General features: G+C 66.7%; 11 protein-coding genes. 8 read left to right on the forward strand and 3 right to left on the reverse strand.

What is annotated here, in order from left to right; all coding sequences use genetic code 11:
• Positions 1-64: 64 nt before the first annotated feature.
• The 3 genes from ACWPW1_RS04930 to aceE all read right to left on the reverse strand — a co-directional run bounded on the left by ACWPW1_RS04930 (position 65) and on the right by aceE (position 7,610).
• Complete coding sequence (locus ACWPW1_RS04930; protein WP_454252464.1) at positions 65-2,671, reverse strand: putative bifunctional diguanylate cyclase/phosphodiesterase; 2,607 nt, start codon at positions 2,669-2,671, stop codon at positions 65-67.
• Between the two features lie 279 nt (positions 2,672-2,950).
• On the reverse strand, positions 2,951-4,939 hold the full coding sequence (aceF, locus tag ACWPW1_RS04935) for a dihydrolipoyllysine-residue acetyltransferase (protein ID WP_454252465.1): 1,989 nt from the start codon (positions 4,937-4,939) through the stop codon (positions 2,951-2,953).
• Between the two features lie 28 nt (positions 4,940-4,967).
• On the reverse strand, positions 4,968-7,610 hold the full coding sequence (aceE, locus tag ACWPW1_RS04940; RefSeq protein ID WP_059313711.1) for a pyruvate dehydrogenase (acetyl-transferring), homodimeric type: 2,643 nt from the start codon (positions 7,608-7,610) through the stop codon (positions 4,968-4,970).
• Between the two features lie 329 nt (positions 7,611-7,939).
• Here aceE and glnE point away from each other — a divergent pair, with 329 nt between their 5' ends.
• The 8 genes from glnE to ACWPW1_RS04980 all read left to right on the forward strand — a co-directional run bounded on the left by glnE (position 7,940) and on the right by ACWPW1_RS04980 (position 17,875).
• Positions 7,940-10,900, forward strand: coding sequence for a bifunctional [glutamate--ammonia ligase]-adenylyl-L-tyrosine phosphorylase/[glutamate--ammonia-ligase] adenylyltransferase (gene glnE / locus ACWPW1_RS04945; protein WP_454252466.1), 2,961 nt, complete (start codon positions 7,940-7,942; stop codon positions 10,898-10,900).
• Between the two features lie 113 nt (positions 10,901-11,013).
• Positions 11,014-12,048 carry a lipopolysaccharide heptosyltransferase II gene (gene waaF / locus ACWPW1_RS04950; RefSeq protein WP_313647443.1) on the forward strand — a complete coding sequence of 345 codons (1,035 nt, stop codon included), beginning with the start codon at positions 11,014-11,016 and terminating at the stop codon, positions 12,046-12,048.
• Positions 12,049-13,056 (forward strand): lipopolysaccharide heptosyltransferase I, encoded by a 1,008-nt coding sequence (gene waaC / locus ACWPW1_RS04955; RefSeq protein WP_059313714.1) that lies wholly within the window; start codon positions 12,049-12,051, stop codon positions 13,054-13,056. It begins immediately after the preceding gene.
• On the forward strand, positions 13,053-14,171 hold the full coding sequence (locus tag ACWPW1_RS04960) for a glycosyltransferase family 4 protein (RefSeq protein ID WP_454252467.1): 1,119 nt from the start codon (positions 13,053-13,055) through the stop codon (positions 14,169-14,171). The genes waaC and ACWPW1_RS04960 overlap by 4 nt, the downstream gene beginning before the upstream one ends.
• Positions 14,168-14,974, forward strand: coding sequence for a lipopolysaccharide core heptose(I) kinase RfaP (gene rfaP / locus ACWPW1_RS04965; protein ID WP_434775847.1), 807 nt, complete (start codon positions 14,168-14,170; stop codon positions 14,972-14,974). The genes ACWPW1_RS04960 and rfaP overlap by 4 nt, the downstream gene beginning before the upstream one ends.
• On the forward strand, positions 14,974-15,705 hold the full coding sequence (locus tag ACWPW1_RS04970; protein ID WP_059313717.1) for a lipopolysaccharide kinase InaA family protein: 732 nt from the start codon (positions 14,974-14,976) through the stop codon (positions 15,703-15,705). The genes rfaP and ACWPW1_RS04970 overlap by 1 nt, the downstream gene beginning before the upstream one ends.
• Positions 15,702-16,457, forward strand: a complete 756-nt coding sequence (locus ACWPW1_RS04975; protein WP_454252468.1) for a lipopolysaccharide kinase InaA family protein — start codon at positions 15,702-15,704, stop codon at positions 16,455-16,457. The genes ACWPW1_RS04970 and ACWPW1_RS04975 overlap by 4 nt, the downstream gene beginning before the upstream one ends.
• Complete coding sequence (locus ACWPW1_RS04980; RefSeq protein ID WP_454252469.1) at positions 16,454-17,875, forward strand: phosphotransferase; 1,422 nt, start codon at positions 16,454-16,456, stop codon at positions 17,873-17,875. The genes ACWPW1_RS04975 and ACWPW1_RS04980 overlap by 4 nt, the downstream gene beginning before the upstream one ends.
• The last annotated feature ends 159 nt before the right edge of the window (positions 17,876-18,034 follow it).

Here is an 18,034-nt window from a genome sequence, read left to right on the forward strand (position 1 = left end):
AAAGGCCAGGCGAAAAGCTCAGTGTACGCAAAATCGTCGCGGCAGGGTCTAGCCACCCGGCGACTCAGCGGGTCGGCAGATAACGCGCCAGGGCGGCGTCGAGCTGGTCGGCCGGAATAGGCTTGTCGAACAGGTAACCCTGGCCGATATCGCAACGATGATGGCGCAGGAAAGCCAGCTGTTCGGTCGTCTCGATGCCCTCGGCAACCACCTGCAGGCGCAGGTTGTGGGCCATGGCGATCACCGCGGAGGTGATTTCCATGTCGTCCTGGTTGTCCGGAATGTCCTTGATGAAACTCCTGTCGATCTTGATGATGTCGATGGGGAATTTTTTCAAGTAGCTGAGCGACGAATAACCGGTGCCGAAGTCGTCCATCGCCAGGCTCATGCCCAGGCGCTTGAGGGCTTCGAGGGTGTTGCGGGTGGCGTCGGTGGCGTCCAGCAGCAGGCTTTCGGTCAGCTCCAGCTCCAGGCGCTCGGGAGCGATGCCTTCCTCGTCGAGGATGGTGACGAAGGACTGCACCAGATCGGGATCGGTGAACTGCTTGGGCGACAGGTTGATGGCGATCTGCAGATCGTCGAAGCCGGCGGCGTCGAGACGATGCAGCTGGCGGCAGACTTCACGGATGATCCACTTGCCAATGGGCACGATGAGCCCGGTTTCCTCGGCGATGCTGATGAACTGATCGGGGCGGATCATGCCCTTTTCCGGGTGCTGCCAGCGAATCAGGGCTTCCAGGCCCAGCAGCTTGGCGCGCTTCAGGCAGACCTTGGGCTGGTAGTGCACCAGCAGCTCGTTCTGCTCCAGGGCGCGACGCAGGTTGTTCTGCACGAACAGCTTGTTGCTGGCCTCGGCGATCAGTGCCTCGGTGAACACCTGGACCTGATGGCCGCCTTTGGCCTTGGCGCGGTGCAGGGCGAGACCGGCATGCTTGATCAGGGTCTGCGGATCGGTCTCGTGCGGCCGTGCGGTGGTCAGGCCGATCGAGCAACTGATCAGGGTGGGATGGCCTTCCACATAGAGCGGCGGATCCAGGGCTACCAGGGTGTCGTGGGCCAGGCCGGTAGCGGCGACCGCATCCATGCCCTCGAGCAACACGGCGAACTCGTTGCTGGCGATGCGGGCGATCAGTGCGCCCTTGCCCAGGGCACTGCGCAGGCGCCGGGCCAGACCGACCAGCAGCTGATCGCCGATGCGATGGCCCAGGCTGTCGTTGACCCTCTTGAAGTTGTCGACGTCCACCAGCAGCAGCGAGTGCTCCTGACCTGGATTCGACTGCTCCAGGCGCGCCTCCAGCCGGGCGATGAAGTGGCTGCGATTGGCCAGGCCGGTGAGGCTGTCGCGAAACACCAGCTCGTCGTTGTGCTGCTGGGCGAAACGGGTCTTGCTGGTGTCCTGGAAGATGCCGAGATAGCCCTGCAGGTCGCCATTGGGCTGCTGGATCTTGGAAATCGACAGCTGGCCCCAGTAGGTCTCGCCGTCACGGCGATAGCAGCGCATTTCCCCTTGCCAGCTATCTTGGCGAGACAGGCGTTCCCAGGCTTCGTAGAGCAGTTCGCTCCAGTTTTCCAAGGCTGGCAGGGACTCGATGAGCAGGCCCTGGAGCTTGCCGATGGGATAGCCGGTGATGCGGGCGAAACTGTCCGTGGCATGCTCCAGGCGGCCTTCGGCATCCAGTAGCAGGAAGGCATCGGCGCTGGCCTGCATCACCCGGGTAAGCGGATGGAGGGTCTCGGGCGGGCTGTCCGGCTGCTGGATGAGGATCGCCAGGCACTCGGCCAGGCCGCGGGCGAAGGCGACATCCTCGGCCTCCCAGGTGGCCGGCCGATCTCGTCTCAGGCTGAGCAGCCCAACCAGCTGATCCTCCAGCAGCAAGGCCACATCCAGAGCCGTTCCGCCCGCGGTATGGGGCGCCTGCAAGACCTGGCTGGCGTCCTCGATCACGCCTTGCTCGCGCAGCCGGCGGCGGTGATCGCTGCACAGGGTTGGCAGGCGCCCTTCCTGGCACAGGGTGACCAGGCCATTGCCTTCGTAGCGCCACAGGCCGATCTCGTCGACGGCGAAGGCAGTCGGGCCCTCGCTGCGTAGCAGTTGCACGAGCTCGTCGTTGACCGCTTCCTGACGCAATGCCAGACGGGACAGGCCGAGCAGCAGGCGCTGGCGCGCCTGGGCCATCGCCAGGCGCTGCTGGCTGTGATCGTTACTTTCCTGCAGCAGCGACAGGGTCGAGCGCAGGGCCAGGGTATGGGCTTCCCATTCACCATTCACCGCATCATCGCTGACGACCCGCAGCAGGTAGCCGCGCAACAGCGGTCGGCCATGGCGCTGCAGGCTTTCGCCGACCTCGATGACCTCACAGGGCACGCTGGTGGAGTGGAACAGGTAACGCACCTGGTAGCTGCCGTGTTCGGCGAGCTGCAGCTGGATGTCTTCGTGCAGCCGATGGCGAACGCTGGGCTCCATCAGGCTGGCATAGGGAGATTCGATGAGCGAGCAGAGCGCCTGCGCGGGCAGGCCAAGGCTGGTTTCACAGCGGGGGTCGAGATAGAGCATCGCCCAGGAGGCTTCATTCAGACGCTCGAAACGCAGCAAGCCCAATCGGGCAGGAGCGCCGAGCGCGCCCGCCTGATCGGCTACCGCAGCATCGGCAGCATCGGAGTGAATACTCATGCGAGGGTCCGCGTCCTTGTGAAGACGGAAAGATGTCCTGGGTTTATCGGAAAGGACAGACAAATCATTAATCCTTTTCCTCTCCGCCTCGCCAGCGCTCTGGGATAGCTGACAAGGTTGCCCGATAGGGCCCGGCGCGTGCAAGGGGCGGCGCTACGAGGCGCTTATCCTACCTTTTTCCTGCATCTTTCGGTTGATCTGACAGCAGAAACCCCGCAAAAGCGGGGTTTCCGATCTACATCAGAGGACGGTAGCGGGATCCCGTTACCGTCCTGCGGCTTACAGCAGCAATCCGCGGATTTCCGCCAGCAGATCGCCCAGACGCTTGGTGAAGCGCGCTGCGGCGGCCCCGTTGATCACGCGGTGATCATAGGACAGCGACAGCGGCAGCATCAGGCGTGGCTGGAAGGCCTTGCCATCCCAGACCGGCTGCATGCTGGCCTTGGACACGCCGAGGATCGCCACTTCCGGGGCATTGACGATCGGCGTGAAGCCGGTGCCGCCGATGTGACCCAGGCTGGAGATGGTAAAGCAGGCACCCTGCATGTCGTCGCCGCTGAGCTTCTTGGTCCGCGCCTTTTCCGCCAGCTGGGCGGCTTCGGCAGCGAGTTGCAGGAGGCTCTTCTGGTCGACGTTGCGGATGACCGGGACCAGCAGGCCGTCCGGGGTGTCCACGGCGAAGCCGATATGCACGTACTTCTTGCGGATCACCGCCTTGCCGCTGGGGGCCAGGGAGGCGTTGAAGTCCGGCAGTTCCTTGAGCACATGGGCACAGGCCTTGAGCAGGAACGGCAGGATGGTCAGCTTGACGCCGGCCTTTTCCGCGACGGCTTTCTGGCCGACCCGGAAGGCTTCCAGATCGGTCACGTCGGACTGGTCGAACTGGGTCACGTGGGGCACGTTCAGCCAGCTGCGATGCAGGTTGTTGGCACCGACCTGCATGAGGCGCGTCATCGGCACCTCTTCGATCTCGCCGAACTTGCTGAAGTCCACGGTAGGGATCGGCGGGATGCCGGCACCACCGGTGGCGCCTGCAGCCACGGCCGGAGCCGCCTTGCTCTTCTGCAGCTGATCCTTGACGTAGGCCTGGACGTCTTCCTTGAGGATACGACCCTTGGGACCGGTCGGGGTCACCTCGCCCAGGTCGACGCCGAACTCGCGGGCGACCATGCGCACGGCTGGACCGGCATGGACCTTCTTGCCCTTGCCCGCAGCGGGTGCGCTGGCGGGTGCGTCGGCCTTGGCCGGAGCCTCGGCTTTCTTCTCGGCAGACGGCGCGCTGGCAGCGGTGTTGCCGGCAGCCGGCTTGGCCGCCTGCTTGGGCGCGGCGCCAGCCACCTTCAGGGTCAGGATCAGATCGCCGGTCTTGGCCTGGTCATTGACCTTGATGGCAACGCTTTCCACCACGCCCGCCTTGGGCGCCGGGATTTCCATGCTGGCCTTGTCGGACTCCAACACGATCAGCGATTGCTCGGCCTTGACCTGGTCACCGGCCTTGACCAGCACCTCGATGACGTTGGCACTGCCGGTGGAGCCGATGTCGGGGACCTTGATCTCCTCGACCGACTCACCGGCCGGCTCGGCGGCGGCTTCTTCGTGCAGCTCCGGCTCGGCGGCTTCCCTGGCGGGCGTGTCGCTGGCCTTGGATTCGACGCTCTTGCTCGGCTTGGCATTGGCGGCGCCCTTGAGTACCAGGATCAGATCGCCGGTGCCGACTTCGTCGCCGACCTTGACGGAAATGCTCTCCACCACGCCAGCGGCGGGGGAGGGGATTTCCATGCTGGCCTTGTCGGATTCCAGGGTGATCAGCGTCTGCTCGGCGGCGATGGTGTCGCCGGGCTTGACCGCCACCTCGATGATGCTGGCCTTGCCGCTGGAGCCGATGTCGGGGACATGGATCTCCTGGGCCTCGCCTTCGCCGGCGGACGCCGAAGCGTCCTCGTCGCCGGCCGGCGTCGGGGTTTCGCTTTCCTCGACCTGGGTCTGCTTGGACTCGGCCTTGGGCTCGGCGGCGGGCTCGCTGCCAGAGGCGGCGTCCTCGCCTTCCAGGTCGATCAGCAGATCACCGGTCTTGAGGGTATCGCCGACCTTGATGTGCAGGGCGGCGATCTTGCCGGCCTTGGGGGCCGGGATCTCCATGCTGGCCTTGTCGGACTCCAGCACCACCAGGCTCTGTTCGGCCTCGACGGTATCGCCGACCTTTACCAGCAGCTCGATGACTTCGCCGTCGCCACTGCCGATGTCGGGTACGCGGATGGTCTCGCTCACAGTTGTTTCCTCTTATCCGTGTGCCGCATCAGCAATCCAGGGGATTGCGCTTCTCGGTGTCGATGCCGAACTTGGTGATGGCATCAGCCACGACCTTGCGTTCGAGCTTGCCTTGGTTGGCCAGCGCCTGCAGAGCGGCGACGGCGACCCAGCGGCGGTCGACCTCGAAGTGATCACGCAGCTTCTTGCGGCTGTCGCTGCGACCGAAGCCGTCGGTACCCAGCACCTGGAATTCGGTGGGGACCCACTGGCGGATCTGGTCGGCGAACAGCTTCATGTAGTCGGTGGACGCGATGACCGGGCCCTGGCGCTCGCCCAGGCACTGCTCGACGTAGGTCAGGCGGCGCTCTTCCAGCGGGTGCAGGCGGTTCCAGCGATCCACGGCCAGGCCTTCACGGCGCAGTTCGTTGAAGCTGGTGACGCTCCAGATATCGGCGCCGACGCCCATCTCGCGCAGCAGGCTCGCGGCAGCGCGGACCTCGTTGAGGATGGTGCCCGAGCCCAGCAGCTGGACGCGGTGCTTGAAGTCGCCCTGCTCTTCTTCCAGCAGGTACATGCCCTTGATAATGCCGTCTTCGACACCCTGCGGCATGGCCGGCTGCTGGTAGTTCTCGTTCATCACGGTGATGTAGTAGAAGACGCTCTGCTGCAGTTCCATCATCTGATGGATGCCTTCGCGCATGATCACCGCCAGCTCGTAGGCGTAGGTGGGATCGTAGCTGCGGCAGTTGGGGATGGTGCCGGCCAGGATGTGGCTGTGACCGTCCTCGTGCTGCAGGCCTTCACCGTTGAGGGTGGTACGCCCGGAGGTGCCGCCCAGCAGGAAGCCACGGGTCTGGGCATCGCCTGCCGCCCAGGCCAGGTCGCCGATCCGCTGGAAGCCGAACATCGAATAGAAGATGTAGACCGGCAGCATGGGCTGGTTGTAGTTGCTGTAGGCGGTACCGGCGGCGATGAAGGAGGACATGGCGCCGGCCTCGTTGAGGCCTTCCTGGAGGATCTGGCCGTCCTTCTCTTCGCGGTAGTACATCACCTGGTCGCGGTCGACCGGCTCATAGAGCTGGCCGTGGGGCGAGTAGATGCCCAACTGGCGGAACATGCCTTCCATGCCGAAGGTACGGGCCTCGTCGGCGAGGATGGGCACGATGCGCTTGCCCAGGTCCTTGTCCTTGACCAGTTGCGACAGGATGCGGCCGAAAGCCATGGTGGTGGAGATCTCGCGATCGCCGGAACCGTCCAGTACCGCCTTCAGGGTTTCCAGGGGCGGGGTGGGGATGCTCAGGCTACGGGCGCGACGCTGGGGCAGGTGACCGCCCAGGGATTCGCGGCGACCCATCAGGTATTTCATCTCGGCGCTGTCGTCGGCCGGACGATAGAAGGGCAGCTCGCTGAGCTGGGAGTCGTTCAGCGGGATGTCGAAGCGATCGCGGAATTTCTTCAGCGACTCCACATCGACCTTCTTGGTGTTGTGCGCGGTGTTCTTGGCTTCGCCCGCACCGGTGCCGTAACCCTTGATGGTCTTGGCCAGGATGACGGTGGGCTGGCCCTTGTGGTTGACCGCCTGGTGGTAGGCCGCATAGACCTTGTAGGGGTCGTGACCGCCACGGTTGAGCTTCCAGATCTCGTCGTCGGACAGGTCCTCGACCATCTTGAGCAGCTCGGGATTGGCGCCGAAGAAGTGCTTGCGCACATAGGCGCCGTCCTTGGCCTTGTAGTTCTGGTATTCACCATCGACCACGGCGTCCATGCGTTGCTGCATGCGACCTTCGGTGTCGCGGGCGAACAGCGGATCCCACATGCGGCCCCAGAGGACCTTGGTGACGTTCCAGTCGGCGCCACGGAAGATGCCTTCCAGTTCCTGGACGATCTTGCCGTTGCCACGTACCGGGCCGTCGAGGCGCTGCAGGTTGCAGTTGATGACGAAGATCAGGTTGTCGAGGTTCTCGCGGCCGGCCAGGGAGATGGCACCCAGGGTTTCTGGCTCGTCGCACTCGCCGTCACCGATGAAGCACCAGACCTTCTGCTTGCCTGCGGGGATGTAGCCGCGGTTCTCCAGGTACTTCATGAAGCGGGCCTGGTAGATGGCGGTGATCGGACCCAGACCCATGGAGACGGTCGGGAACTGCCAGAAGTCGGGCATCAGATGCGGGTGCGGGTAGCTCGACAGGCCCTTGCCGTCCACTTCCTGACGGAAGTTGTTCATCTGGTCTTCGGAGAGGCGGCCTTCCAGGAAGGCACGGGCGTAGACGCCGGGGGAGGCATGGCCCTGGTAGTAGATCAGGTCGCCGCCGTGCTCTTCGTTGGGCGCCTTCCAGAAATAGTTGAAGCCGATGTCATAGAGGGTGGCACTGGAAGCGAAGGTGGAGATGTGGCCACCCAGATCCGGATCCTTGAGGTTGGCGCGCATGACCATCGCCAGGGCGTTCCAGCGAACCAGGGAGCGGATACGCCGCTCCATGAACAGGTCGCCCGGCATATGGGCTTCCTTGGTCACTGGAATGGTGTTGCGATAGGGGGTATTGATGGAGTAGGGCAGCTGAGTACCACTGCGGGTAGCCAGTTCGCCCATGCGGGTCATCAGATAATGAACACGCTCCTCGCCTTCGTGGTCGAGGACGGACTCAAGGGCGTCCAGCCATTCCTGGGTTTCGACGGGATCGAGATCTTGCATGGCTTGCTCCAGGGCGGAAAGGCTTCCAAAATCGGTCGCCTCAGGGTCGCCGCCGGCCTCTTGGGGGCAGCGAAAATTCTTGGATTTATGACCGGACGGTTCCGATCGGCGTGTAGTTTTACTACAAATTCAAATCCGTTTCAGCTCCGAGCTGTAATGCGATAAAAAACAATTCGACGTTTGTCGAACGCGCTGCTCAAGGGCTCGCGAACTCCGAACCACGGACGTGATAACGGTTCCCGCTCGGACCAGGTGGTCCGTCGGAATGTCCCTGGTAGGGGGTTCGTGGCAGGGCGGTGGGGTTCGACCGTCCCTGCGCAGGACTGCCCATGATACCCCTCCTTCGTCCCGATCTGCCTCCGACTCTCGTCGCATGTGCCGAGCTCGCCGACCGGCGTCTGGCCGACGCCCTGGTCGAGGCGCCCGCGGCGGCGGCCCGCCAGGCGAACTGGTCCGCAGAGCGGCGCGCCGACTGGCGGCGGGTCGCCGCCCTCAGCGATTTCGTCGTCGAGCAGTTCTGCCGCCTGCCGGAACCGTGCCTGGCGCTGGTCGACAGCGGTGACCTGGATAAAGCGCTGGCGGCGGGGGAGATGGCGCAACGGCTGCGCGAGGCGCTTGTCGATTGCCCGGACGAAGCCGAGCTGGGTCGCCGGCTGCGGCGCTTTCGCATGCTGCAGCAGGTACGCATCGTCTGGCGCGACCTGACCCGCCAGGCCGATCTGGTGGAGACCTGCCGCGACCTCAGCGAGCTGGCCGATGCCTGCATCGACCAGGCCTGCGCCTGGTTGTATGCCCAGCAGTGCGCCCAGTTCGGCGTGCCGACCGGGCGCTACAGCGGTGAGCCGCAGCAGCTGGTGGTGCTGGGCATGGGCAAGCTGGGCGCGGGCGAGCTGAACCTGTCTTCCGACATCGACCTGATCTTCGCCTACGGCGAGGCAGGGGAGACCCGCGGCGCACGGCGCGAGCAGGACAACCAGGAATTCTTCACCCGGCTCGGGCAGCGGCTGATCAAGGCGCTGGACGCCACCACCGTGGAGGGCTTCGTCTTTCGGGTCGACATGCGCTTGCGGCCCTATGGCAGCGCCGGCGCCCTGGTGCTGAGCTTTGCCGCCATGGAGCTCTATTACCAGGACCAGGGCCGCGACTGGGAGCGCTACGCCATGATCAAGGCGCGGGTGGTCGGTGGCGACCAGGCCAGCGGTGCCGACCTGCTGACCCTGCTACGACCCTTCGTCTACCGGCGCTACCTGGATTTCTCCGCCATCGAGGCCCTGCGCAGCATGAAGCAGCTGATCCGCCAGGAGGTGCGGCGGCGCGGCATGACCGACAACGTCAAGCTGGGCGCGGGCGGCATCCGCGAGGTGGAATTCATCGCCCAGGCCTACCAGCTTATCCACGGCGGTCGCGATCCGGCGCTGCAGCAGCGGCCGCTGCTCCAGGTGCTGACCAGCCTGCGTGAGCGGGACTATCTACCGGCGGCGGCCGAAGCCGAGCTCCGCGAGGGCTACTGCTTCCTGCGCTATGTCGAGCATGGGCTGCAGGCCATCGCCGACCAGCAGACCCAGACCCTGCCGGTGGATCCCCAGGGGCGGGCACGGGTGGCCTTCCTGATGGGTCATGCCGACTGGGATGAGTTCAGCGCGGCGCTCGACGGCTGGCGCAGCCGCATCGACTGGCACTTCCAGCAGACCATCGCCGATCCCGAGGAGGAGACCCAGAGCGCCGAGCTGGAGGACAGCTGGCTGCCGTTGTGGGAAGACCTGCTCGATCCCGAAGAGAGTGTGGCGCGACTGCGCGAGGCGGGCTTCCAGGGTCCGGAGCAGGCGCTGGAATTGCTGGCCAACCTGCGTACCAGCGGCCAGGTGCGCGCCATGCAGCGCGCCGGTCGCGAACGCCTGGATGCCTTCATGCCGCGGCTGCTGGATGCCGTCAGCGCCGACGAGCAGCCCGACCGCGCCCTGGAGCGGGTGCTGCCGCTAGTGGAGGCGGTGGCGCGGCGGTCCGCCTATCTGGTCCTGCTCAGCGAGAATCCGCCGGCCCTGGCGCGGCTGCTGGAACTCTGCGGCGCCAGTGCCTGGGTGGCCGAGCAGATCGCCCGCTATCCGGCGCTGCTCGACGAATTGCTCAACGAGGGGCGGCTCTATCACCCGCCGCAGAAGCCCGAGCTGGCCGCCGAATTGCGTGAGCGCCTGATGCGCCTGCCCGAAGAGGACCTGGAGCAGCAGATGGACGTGCTGCGCCATTTCAAGCGCGCCCACAGCCTGCGGGTGGCGGCGGCGGAGATCGCCGGCAGCCTGCCGCTGATGAAGGTCAGCGACTATCTCACCTGGCTCGCCGAAGTGATCCTCGAAGAGGTGTTCGGGCTGGCCTGGCGCCAGTTGGTGCAGCGCCATGGCACGCCGCTGCGGCGCGACGGTTCGCCCTGCCAGCCGGATTTCATCATCGTCGGCTACGGCAAGGTCGGCGGCATCGAGCTCGGCCATGGCTCGGACCTCGACCTGGTGTTCATCCACGACGCCGATCCCCTGGCCGAGACCGACGGCGCCAAGCCCATGGATGGCGCCCAGTTCTTCAACCGCCTGGGCCAGCGGATCATCCACCTGCTCACCACCACCACCCCGGTGGGCACCCTCTACGAGGTGGACATGCGGCTGCGGCCTTCCGGCGCGGCGGGATTGCTGGTCAGCTCGCTGGAGGCCTTCGAGCGCTATCAGCGCAGCGAGGCCTGGACCTGGGAACACCAGGCGCTGGTGCGAGCCCGGGTGGTGGCGGGCTGTGCGCACCTGGGCGAGCGCTTCGACGAGGTACGGGCACGAATACTCGGGCAGCGGCGAGAGCTGGCGGGGCTGCAGGCGGACGTGGCCGGGATGCGCGAGAAGATGCTCGACAACCTGGGCACCGCGGTGACCGCCGGCGGACTGGGGCCGAACGCGCGCCGGCCGGAGCAGCTGTTCGACCTCAAGCAGGATGCCGGCGGTATCGTCGATATCGAATTTATGGTCCAATACGCCGTTCTGGCCTGGTCGTGGCAGCATCCCGAATTGCTGCGTTTTCCCGACAACATCCGCATCCTGGAGTCCCTCGAGGCGGCTGGTCTGTTACCGGCCACGGACGCCATCGTCCTGCGCGAAGTCTACAAGACCTACCGCGCCGCGCTGCACCGCCTGGTCTTGCAGAAGCAGCCTGGCAAGGTGCCGGCCGACGGCTTTCTCGCCGAACGCGACGAAGTGCGGCGCATCTGGCATGGCCTGGGGCTGGACATGGCCTCTGGCAATCCGGCCACCTTTTAGGCCGCCATCAGTAAGGAGAGGCAAGATGTCGATGTCCGTGCGCGACCTTTCGATCAGGCATGGCCTGACGGAGCGGGAGTCGGCCACCCGCTAGGTGCCGATCACCTTCCAGCATGAATATTCTGATCATCGGACCCAGTTGGGTCGGCGACATGGTGATGGCGCAGACCCTTTTCGTCTGCCTCAAGCGCCAGCATCCCGACTGCCAGATCGACGTACTCGCCCCCGAGTGGAGTCGCCCGCTGCTCGAGCGCATGCCCGAGGTGCGCGCGGCCCTGAGTTTTCCGCTCGGCCATGGCGCCTTCGAACTGGCCACCCGCCGGCGCATCGGCCAGGAGCTGCGCGGTCGCTATGACCAGGCGATCCTCCTGCCCAATTCGCTGAAGTCGGCGCTGGTGCCCTATTTCGCCGGCATCCCCCAGCGCACCGGTTGGCGCGGCGAGATGAGATTCGGCCTGCTCAACGACATCCGCACCCTGGACAAGGCCCGCTATCCACTGATGATCGAGCGCTTCATGGCGCTGGCTTACCCACCGGGCGCCGAGCTGCCCAAGCCCTATCCCGAGCCGCGGCTGGCCATCGACCCGGCCAGCCGCGACGCCGCCCTGGAGCGCTTCGGCCTGACTCTGGACCGGCCGGTGCTGGCACTCTGCCCGGGCGCCGAGTTCGGCGAGGCCAAGCGCTGGCCGGCCGAGCACTACGCTGCCGTGGCCGATGCTCGCCTGCGCCAGGGCTGGCAGGTCTGGCTGTTCGGTTCGCAGAAGGATGCTCCGGGTGGCGAGGAGATCCGCGAATGGGTCACCCCCGGCTTCGAAGAGGATGTCTACAACCTCGCCGGGCGCACCTCCCTGGCCGAGGCCATCGACCTGCTCTCCTGCGCCAGTGCGGTGATCAGCAACGATTCCGGCCTGATGCACGTGGCCGCTGCCCTGGATCGCCCGCTGGTAGCGGTCTATGGCTCCACCTCGCCGGGCTTCACGCCGCCGCTGGCCAGCCAGGTCGAAGTGGTGCGCCTGGGTCTGGAATGCAGCCCCTGTTTCGACCGCACCTGCCGCTTCGGCCATTACGACTGCCTGCGCCTGTTGCAGCCGAGTCTGGTGCAGGAGGCCCTCGGCCGCCTGGTCGCCGATCCGGTCGAGGTGGGCTAGATGCGCGTGCTACTGATCAAGACCTCGTCCCTGGGCGATGTCATCCATACCCTGCCGGCGCTGACCGATGCGGCCCGGGCCATCCCAGGCATCTGCTTCGACTGGGTGGTGGAAGAGGGCTTCGCCGAGATTCCCGCCTGGCACCCGGCCGTGAGCCAGGTGATCCCGGTAGCCCTGCGCCGCTGGCGCAAGCAGCCCTTTTCCGCCTGGGCCAGTGGCGAGTGGGGCGAATTCAAGAATCGGGTGCGCGAGCAGCGCTATGACCGGGTGATCGATGCCCAGGGCCTGCTCAAGAGTGCCTGGCTGACCCGTTACGCCGAGGCACCGGTCGCCGGTCTCGACCGCAATTCCGCGCGCGAGCCGCTGGCCAGCCGCTTCTATGACGAGCGCTACCACGTCGCCAAGGGGCAACACGCCCTGGAGCGCATCCGCCAGCTGTTCGCCCAGGCGCTGGACTATCCGCTGCCGACGGGCGTAGGTGACTACGGTCTGGACCGGCAACGCCTGGCCGGTCCCAACGAGACGCCCTATGTGGTGTTCCTCCACGGCACCACCTGGGTCAGCAAGCACTGGCCCGAGGCCCACTGGCGCGAGCTGGCCGAGCGCATGAGCCAGCTGGACTGGCCGGTGCGACTGCTGTGGGGCAACGAAATGGAACATGCCCGTGCCGAGCGCATCGCCGATGGGCTCGACGGCGTCCAGGTGCTGCCGCGGCTGAATCTGGCGGGCGTGGCCAAGGTGCTGGCCGGTGCCCGTGCCTGCGTGGCGGTGGATACCGGTCTCGGCCATCTGGCGGCCGCCCTGGACGTGCCTACCGTCTCGCTCTATGGCCCGACCAGTCCGAAGAAGGTCGGTGCCTATGGCCGTTCCCAGGTGCATCTGAGCGCTGTGGGCCTGGACGGCACCGACGAGCCGCGTGACCAGCCCGCGGCCAGTCTCGCCGCCCTGACCCCGGAACGGGTCGAACTGGAACTGGAAACCCTGCTGTTGGAAGACCTCCCCGCATGACCCTGGCTTTCGTGCTCTACAAGTACTTTCCCTTTGGCGGCCTGCAGCGGGACTTTCTGCGCATCGCCCAGGAGTGTCAGCGCCGTGGCCACGCCATCCGCGTCTATACGCTGATCTGGGAAGGTCCGGTGCCGGAAGGCTTCGACGTGCGGGTGGCCCGGGTCAGCGCCCTGTTCAATCATCGCCGCAACGAGAAATTCCACGCCTGGCTGCAGGCGGACCTGGCCCGCGATCCGGTGGACCGGGTGATCGGCTTCAACAAGATGCCAGGGCTGGACGTCTATTACGCCGCCGACCCCTGCTTCGAGGACAAGGCCCAGACCTTGCGCAATCCGCTGTATCGCCAGTGGGGCCGCTATCGCCACTTCGCCGAGTACGAACGGGCAGTGTTCGCCCCCGAATCGCCGACCGAGATCCTGATGATCTCCGAGGTGCAGCAGCCGCTCTTCGTCAAGCACTACGGGACCCCGGCAAAGCGTTTCCATCTCTTGCCGCCGGGCATCGCCGCCGACCGGCGAGCGCCGGCCAATGCCGCCGAGATCCGCGCCGACTTCCGCCGTGAATTCGAGCTGGAAGAGGGCGAGCTGCTGCTGGTGCAGATCGGCTCCGGCTTCAAGACCAAGGGCCTGGATCGCAGCCTGCGGGCCCTGGCCTCCTTGCCCAAGGAGCTGCGCCGCCGCACCCGGTTGTTCGCCATTGGCCAGGACGATCCCAAGCCCTTCCTGCTCCAGGCCAAGGCCCTGGGCGTGAGCGACCGGGTCGACATCCTCAAGGGCCGCAGCGACATCCCGCGCTTCCTGCTCGGCGCCGATCTGCTGATCCATCCGGCCTACAACGAGAACACCGGCACCGTGCTCTTGGAGGCGCTGGTCGCCGGGCTGCCGGTGCTGGTGACCGACGTCTGCGGCTATGCGCATTACATCGACGAGGCCCGCGCTGGCGCGGTGGTGCCGTCGCCCTTCGCCCAGGAGACCCTGGACCGGATGCTCGCCGAGCTGCTGGCCGATCCCGAGCGCCGCGCGGTGCAGGGCCGCAATGGCCTGGCCTTCGCCGACAGCGCCGATCTCTATTCGCTGCCCGAACGTGCTGCCGACGTCATCCTGGGGGCGGCATGACCCTGGAGTTGCGTGAACCCTTCGCCAGCCTCTGGGCCGGCCAGGATCCCTTCGTCGCCGTGGAAGCCTTGCAGGGCCAGGTCTATCGCGAGCTGGACGGGCGCCGTACCCTGCGCACCGAGGTGGCCGGACGGGGCTATTTCGTCAAGATCCACCGCGGTATCGGCTGGGGCGAGATCGCCAAGAATCTGCTGCAGGCCAAGCAGCCGGTGCTGGGTGCGCGCCAGGAATGGCAGGCCATCGAGCGCCTGCACCAGGTCGGCGTGCCAACCATGACCGCCGTGGCCTTCGGCGAGCGCGGTGCCAATCCGGCGACCCAGCATTCCTTCATCATCACCGAAGAGCTGGCGCCCACCGTCAGCCTCGAAGACTTCAGTCTCGACTGGGTCCGCCAGCCCCCCGAACCGGGACTCAAGCGGGCGCTGATCGCCGAGGTGGCGCGCATGACCGGCACCATGCACCGCGCTGGCGTCAATCATCGTGACTGCTATATCTGCCATTTCCTGCTCGACACCGCCCAGCCGGTCACGGTGGCCAACCTGCGGCTGTGGCTGATCGACCTGCACCGCGCTCAGTGCCGCACCCAGGTGCCCCGGCGCTGGCGCGACAAGGACCTGGCCGGGCTGTATTTCTCCGCCTTGGGCATCGGCCTGACGCGGCGCGACTTTCTGCGCTTTCTGCGTGGTTACTTCCAGCGGCCGCTACGCGAGGTCCTGCGCGACGAGGCGCCCCTACTGGCCCGTCTCGAACGCAAGGCCGCCGCGCTGCTGGAGCGCAAGGAACGCTATGGGGATCGGCTCTGATGGCTGACTGGCGGATCGATTCCAGCGTCGCCCACCTGCCCGAATTCGCGACCCTCGAAGCGGTGTTCGCCCTCAGCGGCGAGCGCCTGACCAGCGATCCGCTGTCGGAAGTGGTGCGCATCGAGCGCGACGGCATCCGCTACTACGTCAAGCGCTACCACGGCGCCGGCAAGGGGCTGCGCCGCTATGTGGGGCGGCCGCGAGTCAAGGCCGAATGGCAGAATCTCAAGCGCTTCGCCAAATGGGGCATCGCCACCGCACCGGTGGTGGCCTGGGGCATGGAGCGCTCGCCACGGGGCTTCGCCCGGGGCGCCATGATCACCCGCGAGATTCCCAACACCCTGGATCTGGCCGAGCTCGCACGGCGCGAAGATCCACGGCTGCGCGACCGGGTCTGGGTGGACAACGTCAGTCGCCAGCTGGCCGCGGCGACCCGCACCCTGCACGACCACCATTTCGTCCACAACGATCTCAAGTGGCGCAATCTGCTGGTGGATGGCCAGGGCGTGCTCTATCTCATCGATTGCCCGGCCGGCGCCTTCTGGGTCGGCCACTGGCTGCGCTGGCGCATCGTCAAGGACCTGGCCTGCCTGGACAAGGTGGCCAAGTACCAGCTGTCGCGCACCCAACGCCTCAGGTTCTATCTGCAATACCGTGGCCGCGCGCGCCTCAGCGACAACGACAAGGGGCGCATCCGCGAGGTGCTGGACTATTTCAAGGGGCGGGAATGAACGAGGTATGGGCAGCCGAGGACAGGGCCGTGCTGGCCGGCCAGGGCCTGGACAGCTTCGAGGCGCTATGGGCGCTGGAACTGGCCGCGGTGGACGAGCCCAATCGGGGCCGTGGTGGCTTCAGCCAGGTGTTTCGCCTGGATGTGGCTGGGCACGGCTACTACCTCAAGCGCCAGCGCGACTACCTGACCCGCACCCTGGCCCGTCCCCTGGGCGAGCCGACCTTTGCCCGCGAGAGCCGCAACATCCGCCGCTACGCCGCGCGCGGCATCCCCGCGCTGGAGCTGACCTACTACGGCGAGCGCCGCGATGAGCAAGGCTGGCGCGCCATCCTGGTGACCCGTGCGCTGGACGACTGGCGCGACCTCGACAGCTGGCTGCGCCTCTGGCCGCACCTGGCCCCGGACGAGCGCCAGGCGGTGCTGGTCGCCGTGGGTGACCTGGCCCGGCGCCTGCACGGTGCTGGCCAGGTGCATGGCTGCTTCTATCCCAAGCACCTCTTCTTGCAACGCCAGGGCGAAGGCCTGGTCGCGCGGCTGATCGATCTGGAAAAGACCCGCCCGCTGCTGTTCGGCCGGCGTGATCGCCTGCGCGATCTCGAACCCCTGCTGCGCCGTGCGCCCGAGTGGAGCGAGCAGGACGTCGCGCGACTCCTGGCCAGCTACCTGCAACAACCCCAGGACAGCGCCGCGGTGCGTGACTGGAGTCGCCGCCTGGCGGGGCGGCGGCGTCACAAGGAGCGAAAGGCATGACCCTGGAACAGCTGGCCAAGGCCGGCCGTGCGCCGACGCTGCCACTGGGGATCGAGCTGCCCGGCGGTGAGCTGGAGCTGCTGTCGCTGCTGCGGGTGCTGCCCGGCCAGCGCTATGTCGGCGAAGCGCGTTGGCAGGGGCGGCGGGTGCTGGCCAAGCTGCTGGTGGGCGAGCGCGCCGCCCGGCAATTCGCCCGGGAGCGCGAGGGCTGTCGCCTGCTGGCCGCCGCCGGGGCGCCGACCCCAGCGCTGCTCGACAGCGGCGAGGCGAGCGGGCAGGGCGCCTGGCTGCTGTTCGACTTCATCGAGGCGGCGCCCAGCGTCGAGCACCTCTGGCAGCGGATCGCCGGCGAGCCGCCCCTGTCATCCGCGCAGAACGACCTGCTCGGCACGGCCCTCGCCACCCTGGCGCGGTTGCACGCCCAGGGCCTCTGGCAGGCCGATCTGCATCTCGACAACCTGCTGGTCAAGGATGGCGCGGCACTGGTCATAGACGCGGCGGACATCCAGGCCGAAACGGTCGGCCAGCCGCTGTCCCAGGCGCGGGTGCAGGAGAACCTGGCGGTGTTCTTCGCCCAGCTGCCTGCCGCCCTGGATGCCCAGCTGGAAGAGCTGCTGATCCACTACCTGCTGGTCAATGCCGAGCACGCCTTGCGCCTGGAGGCCTTGCTGGCGCGGACCGCCGAGATCCGTCGCTGGCGCCTGACCGATTACCTCAAGAAGAGCGGCCGGGAGTGCACCCTGTTCGCCGTCACCCGTAGCGCCTTTGGGCTAATCGCCGTGCGGCGCACCTGGCTTAGCCGCCTGGAAGGCCTGCTGACCGATCCCGATGCGGCCCTGGCCGGGCTGCCGACCTTCAAGGATGGCGGCGCCGCCACCGTGGCCCGGCTGCCCTGGCAGGGTCAGGACCTGGTGCTCAAGAGATACAACATCAAGGGCTTCGGCCACTGGCTGACGCGTTTCTGGCGACCGAGCCGGGCCTGGCACAGCTGGCGCGAAGGGCATCGGCTGCTGTTTCTCGGCATTCCCACGCCGGAACCCCTGGCCGTGCGCGAGCGCCGCTTCCTCGGCCTGCGCGGGCGGGCCTATCTGGTGACGCCCTTCGTCGACGGGCCCAATCTGCTGGAGCGCTTCGCGCCCTACGTGGATTCCGCACCGCCGACGGCCGAGCTGGACGCCCTGTTGGCGCTGGTCGACGCCCTGCGTCGGGAGCGCCTCGGCCATGGCGACTTCAAGGGCACCAACCTGATCTGGCACGACGGCCGCTGGCTGGTGATCGACCTCGACGCCCTGCAGGCCCATGACAGCGACCGGGCCTACGCTGGTGCCTATGCCCGCGATCGTGCCCGGTTGCTGCGCAACTGGCCGGCTGACAGTGCCCTGCATCGCCTGCTCGACGAGCGCCTGCCGCCGGCCTGACCGGCGTACCGTCATCTGTACCGAGGCTGAATCGCCGTGCGCTAAGCCCCGGTCCGGCGTGCGGCCATTACCCGTGGCCTGCCTGAACGGCTATAATTCGCCGTTTTTGAGGCGAGGCGGGCCTGCAGCGGCCTCGCGAAACCCCGGCGAACTCCCCTG

Source organism: Pseudomonas sp. Marseille-Q7302, assembly GCF_965111925.1.

Bases quoted from the DNA above. Each gene is read 5' to 3' on its own strand.
- waaF (WP_313647443.1), top strand. From the start codon at position 11,014: ATGAATATTCTGATCATCGGACCCAGTTGGGTCGGCGACATGGTGATG.
- waaC (WP_059313714.1), top strand. From the start codon at position 12,049: ATGCGCGTGCTACTGATCAAGACCTCGTCCCTGGGCGATGTCATCCAT.
- ACWPW1_RS04975 (WP_454252468.1), top strand. From the start codon at position 15,702: ATGAACGAGGTATGGGCAGCCGAGGACAGGGCCGTGCTGGCCGGCCAG.
- ACWPW1_RS04930 (WP_454252464.1), bottom strand. From the start codon at position 2,671: ATGAGTATTCACTCCGATGCTGCCGATGCTGCGGTAGCCGATCAGGCG.
- ACWPW1_RS04970 (WP_059313717.1), top strand. From the start codon at position 14,974: ATGGCTGACTGGCGGATCGATTCCAGCGTCGCCCACCTGCCCGAATTC.
- ACWPW1_RS04960 (WP_454252467.1), top strand. From the start codon at position 13,053: ATGACCCTGGCTTTCGTGCTCTACAAGTACTTTCCCTTTGGCGGCCTG.
- ACWPW1_RS04980 (WP_454252469.1), top strand. From the start codon at position 16,454: ATGACCCTGGAACAGCTGGCCAAGGCCGGCCGTGCGCCGACGCTGCCA.
- rfaP (WP_434775847.1), top strand. From the start codon at position 14,168: ATGACCCTGGAGTTGCGTGAACCCTTCGCCAGCCTCTGGGCCGGCCAG.
- aceE (WP_059313711.1), bottom strand. From the start codon at position 7,610: ATGCAAGATCTCGATCCCGTCGAAACCCAGGAATGGCTGGACGCCCTT.
- glnE (WP_454252466.1), top strand. From the start codon at position 7,940: ATGATACCCCTCCTTCGTCCCGATCTGCCTCCGACTCTCGTCGCATGT.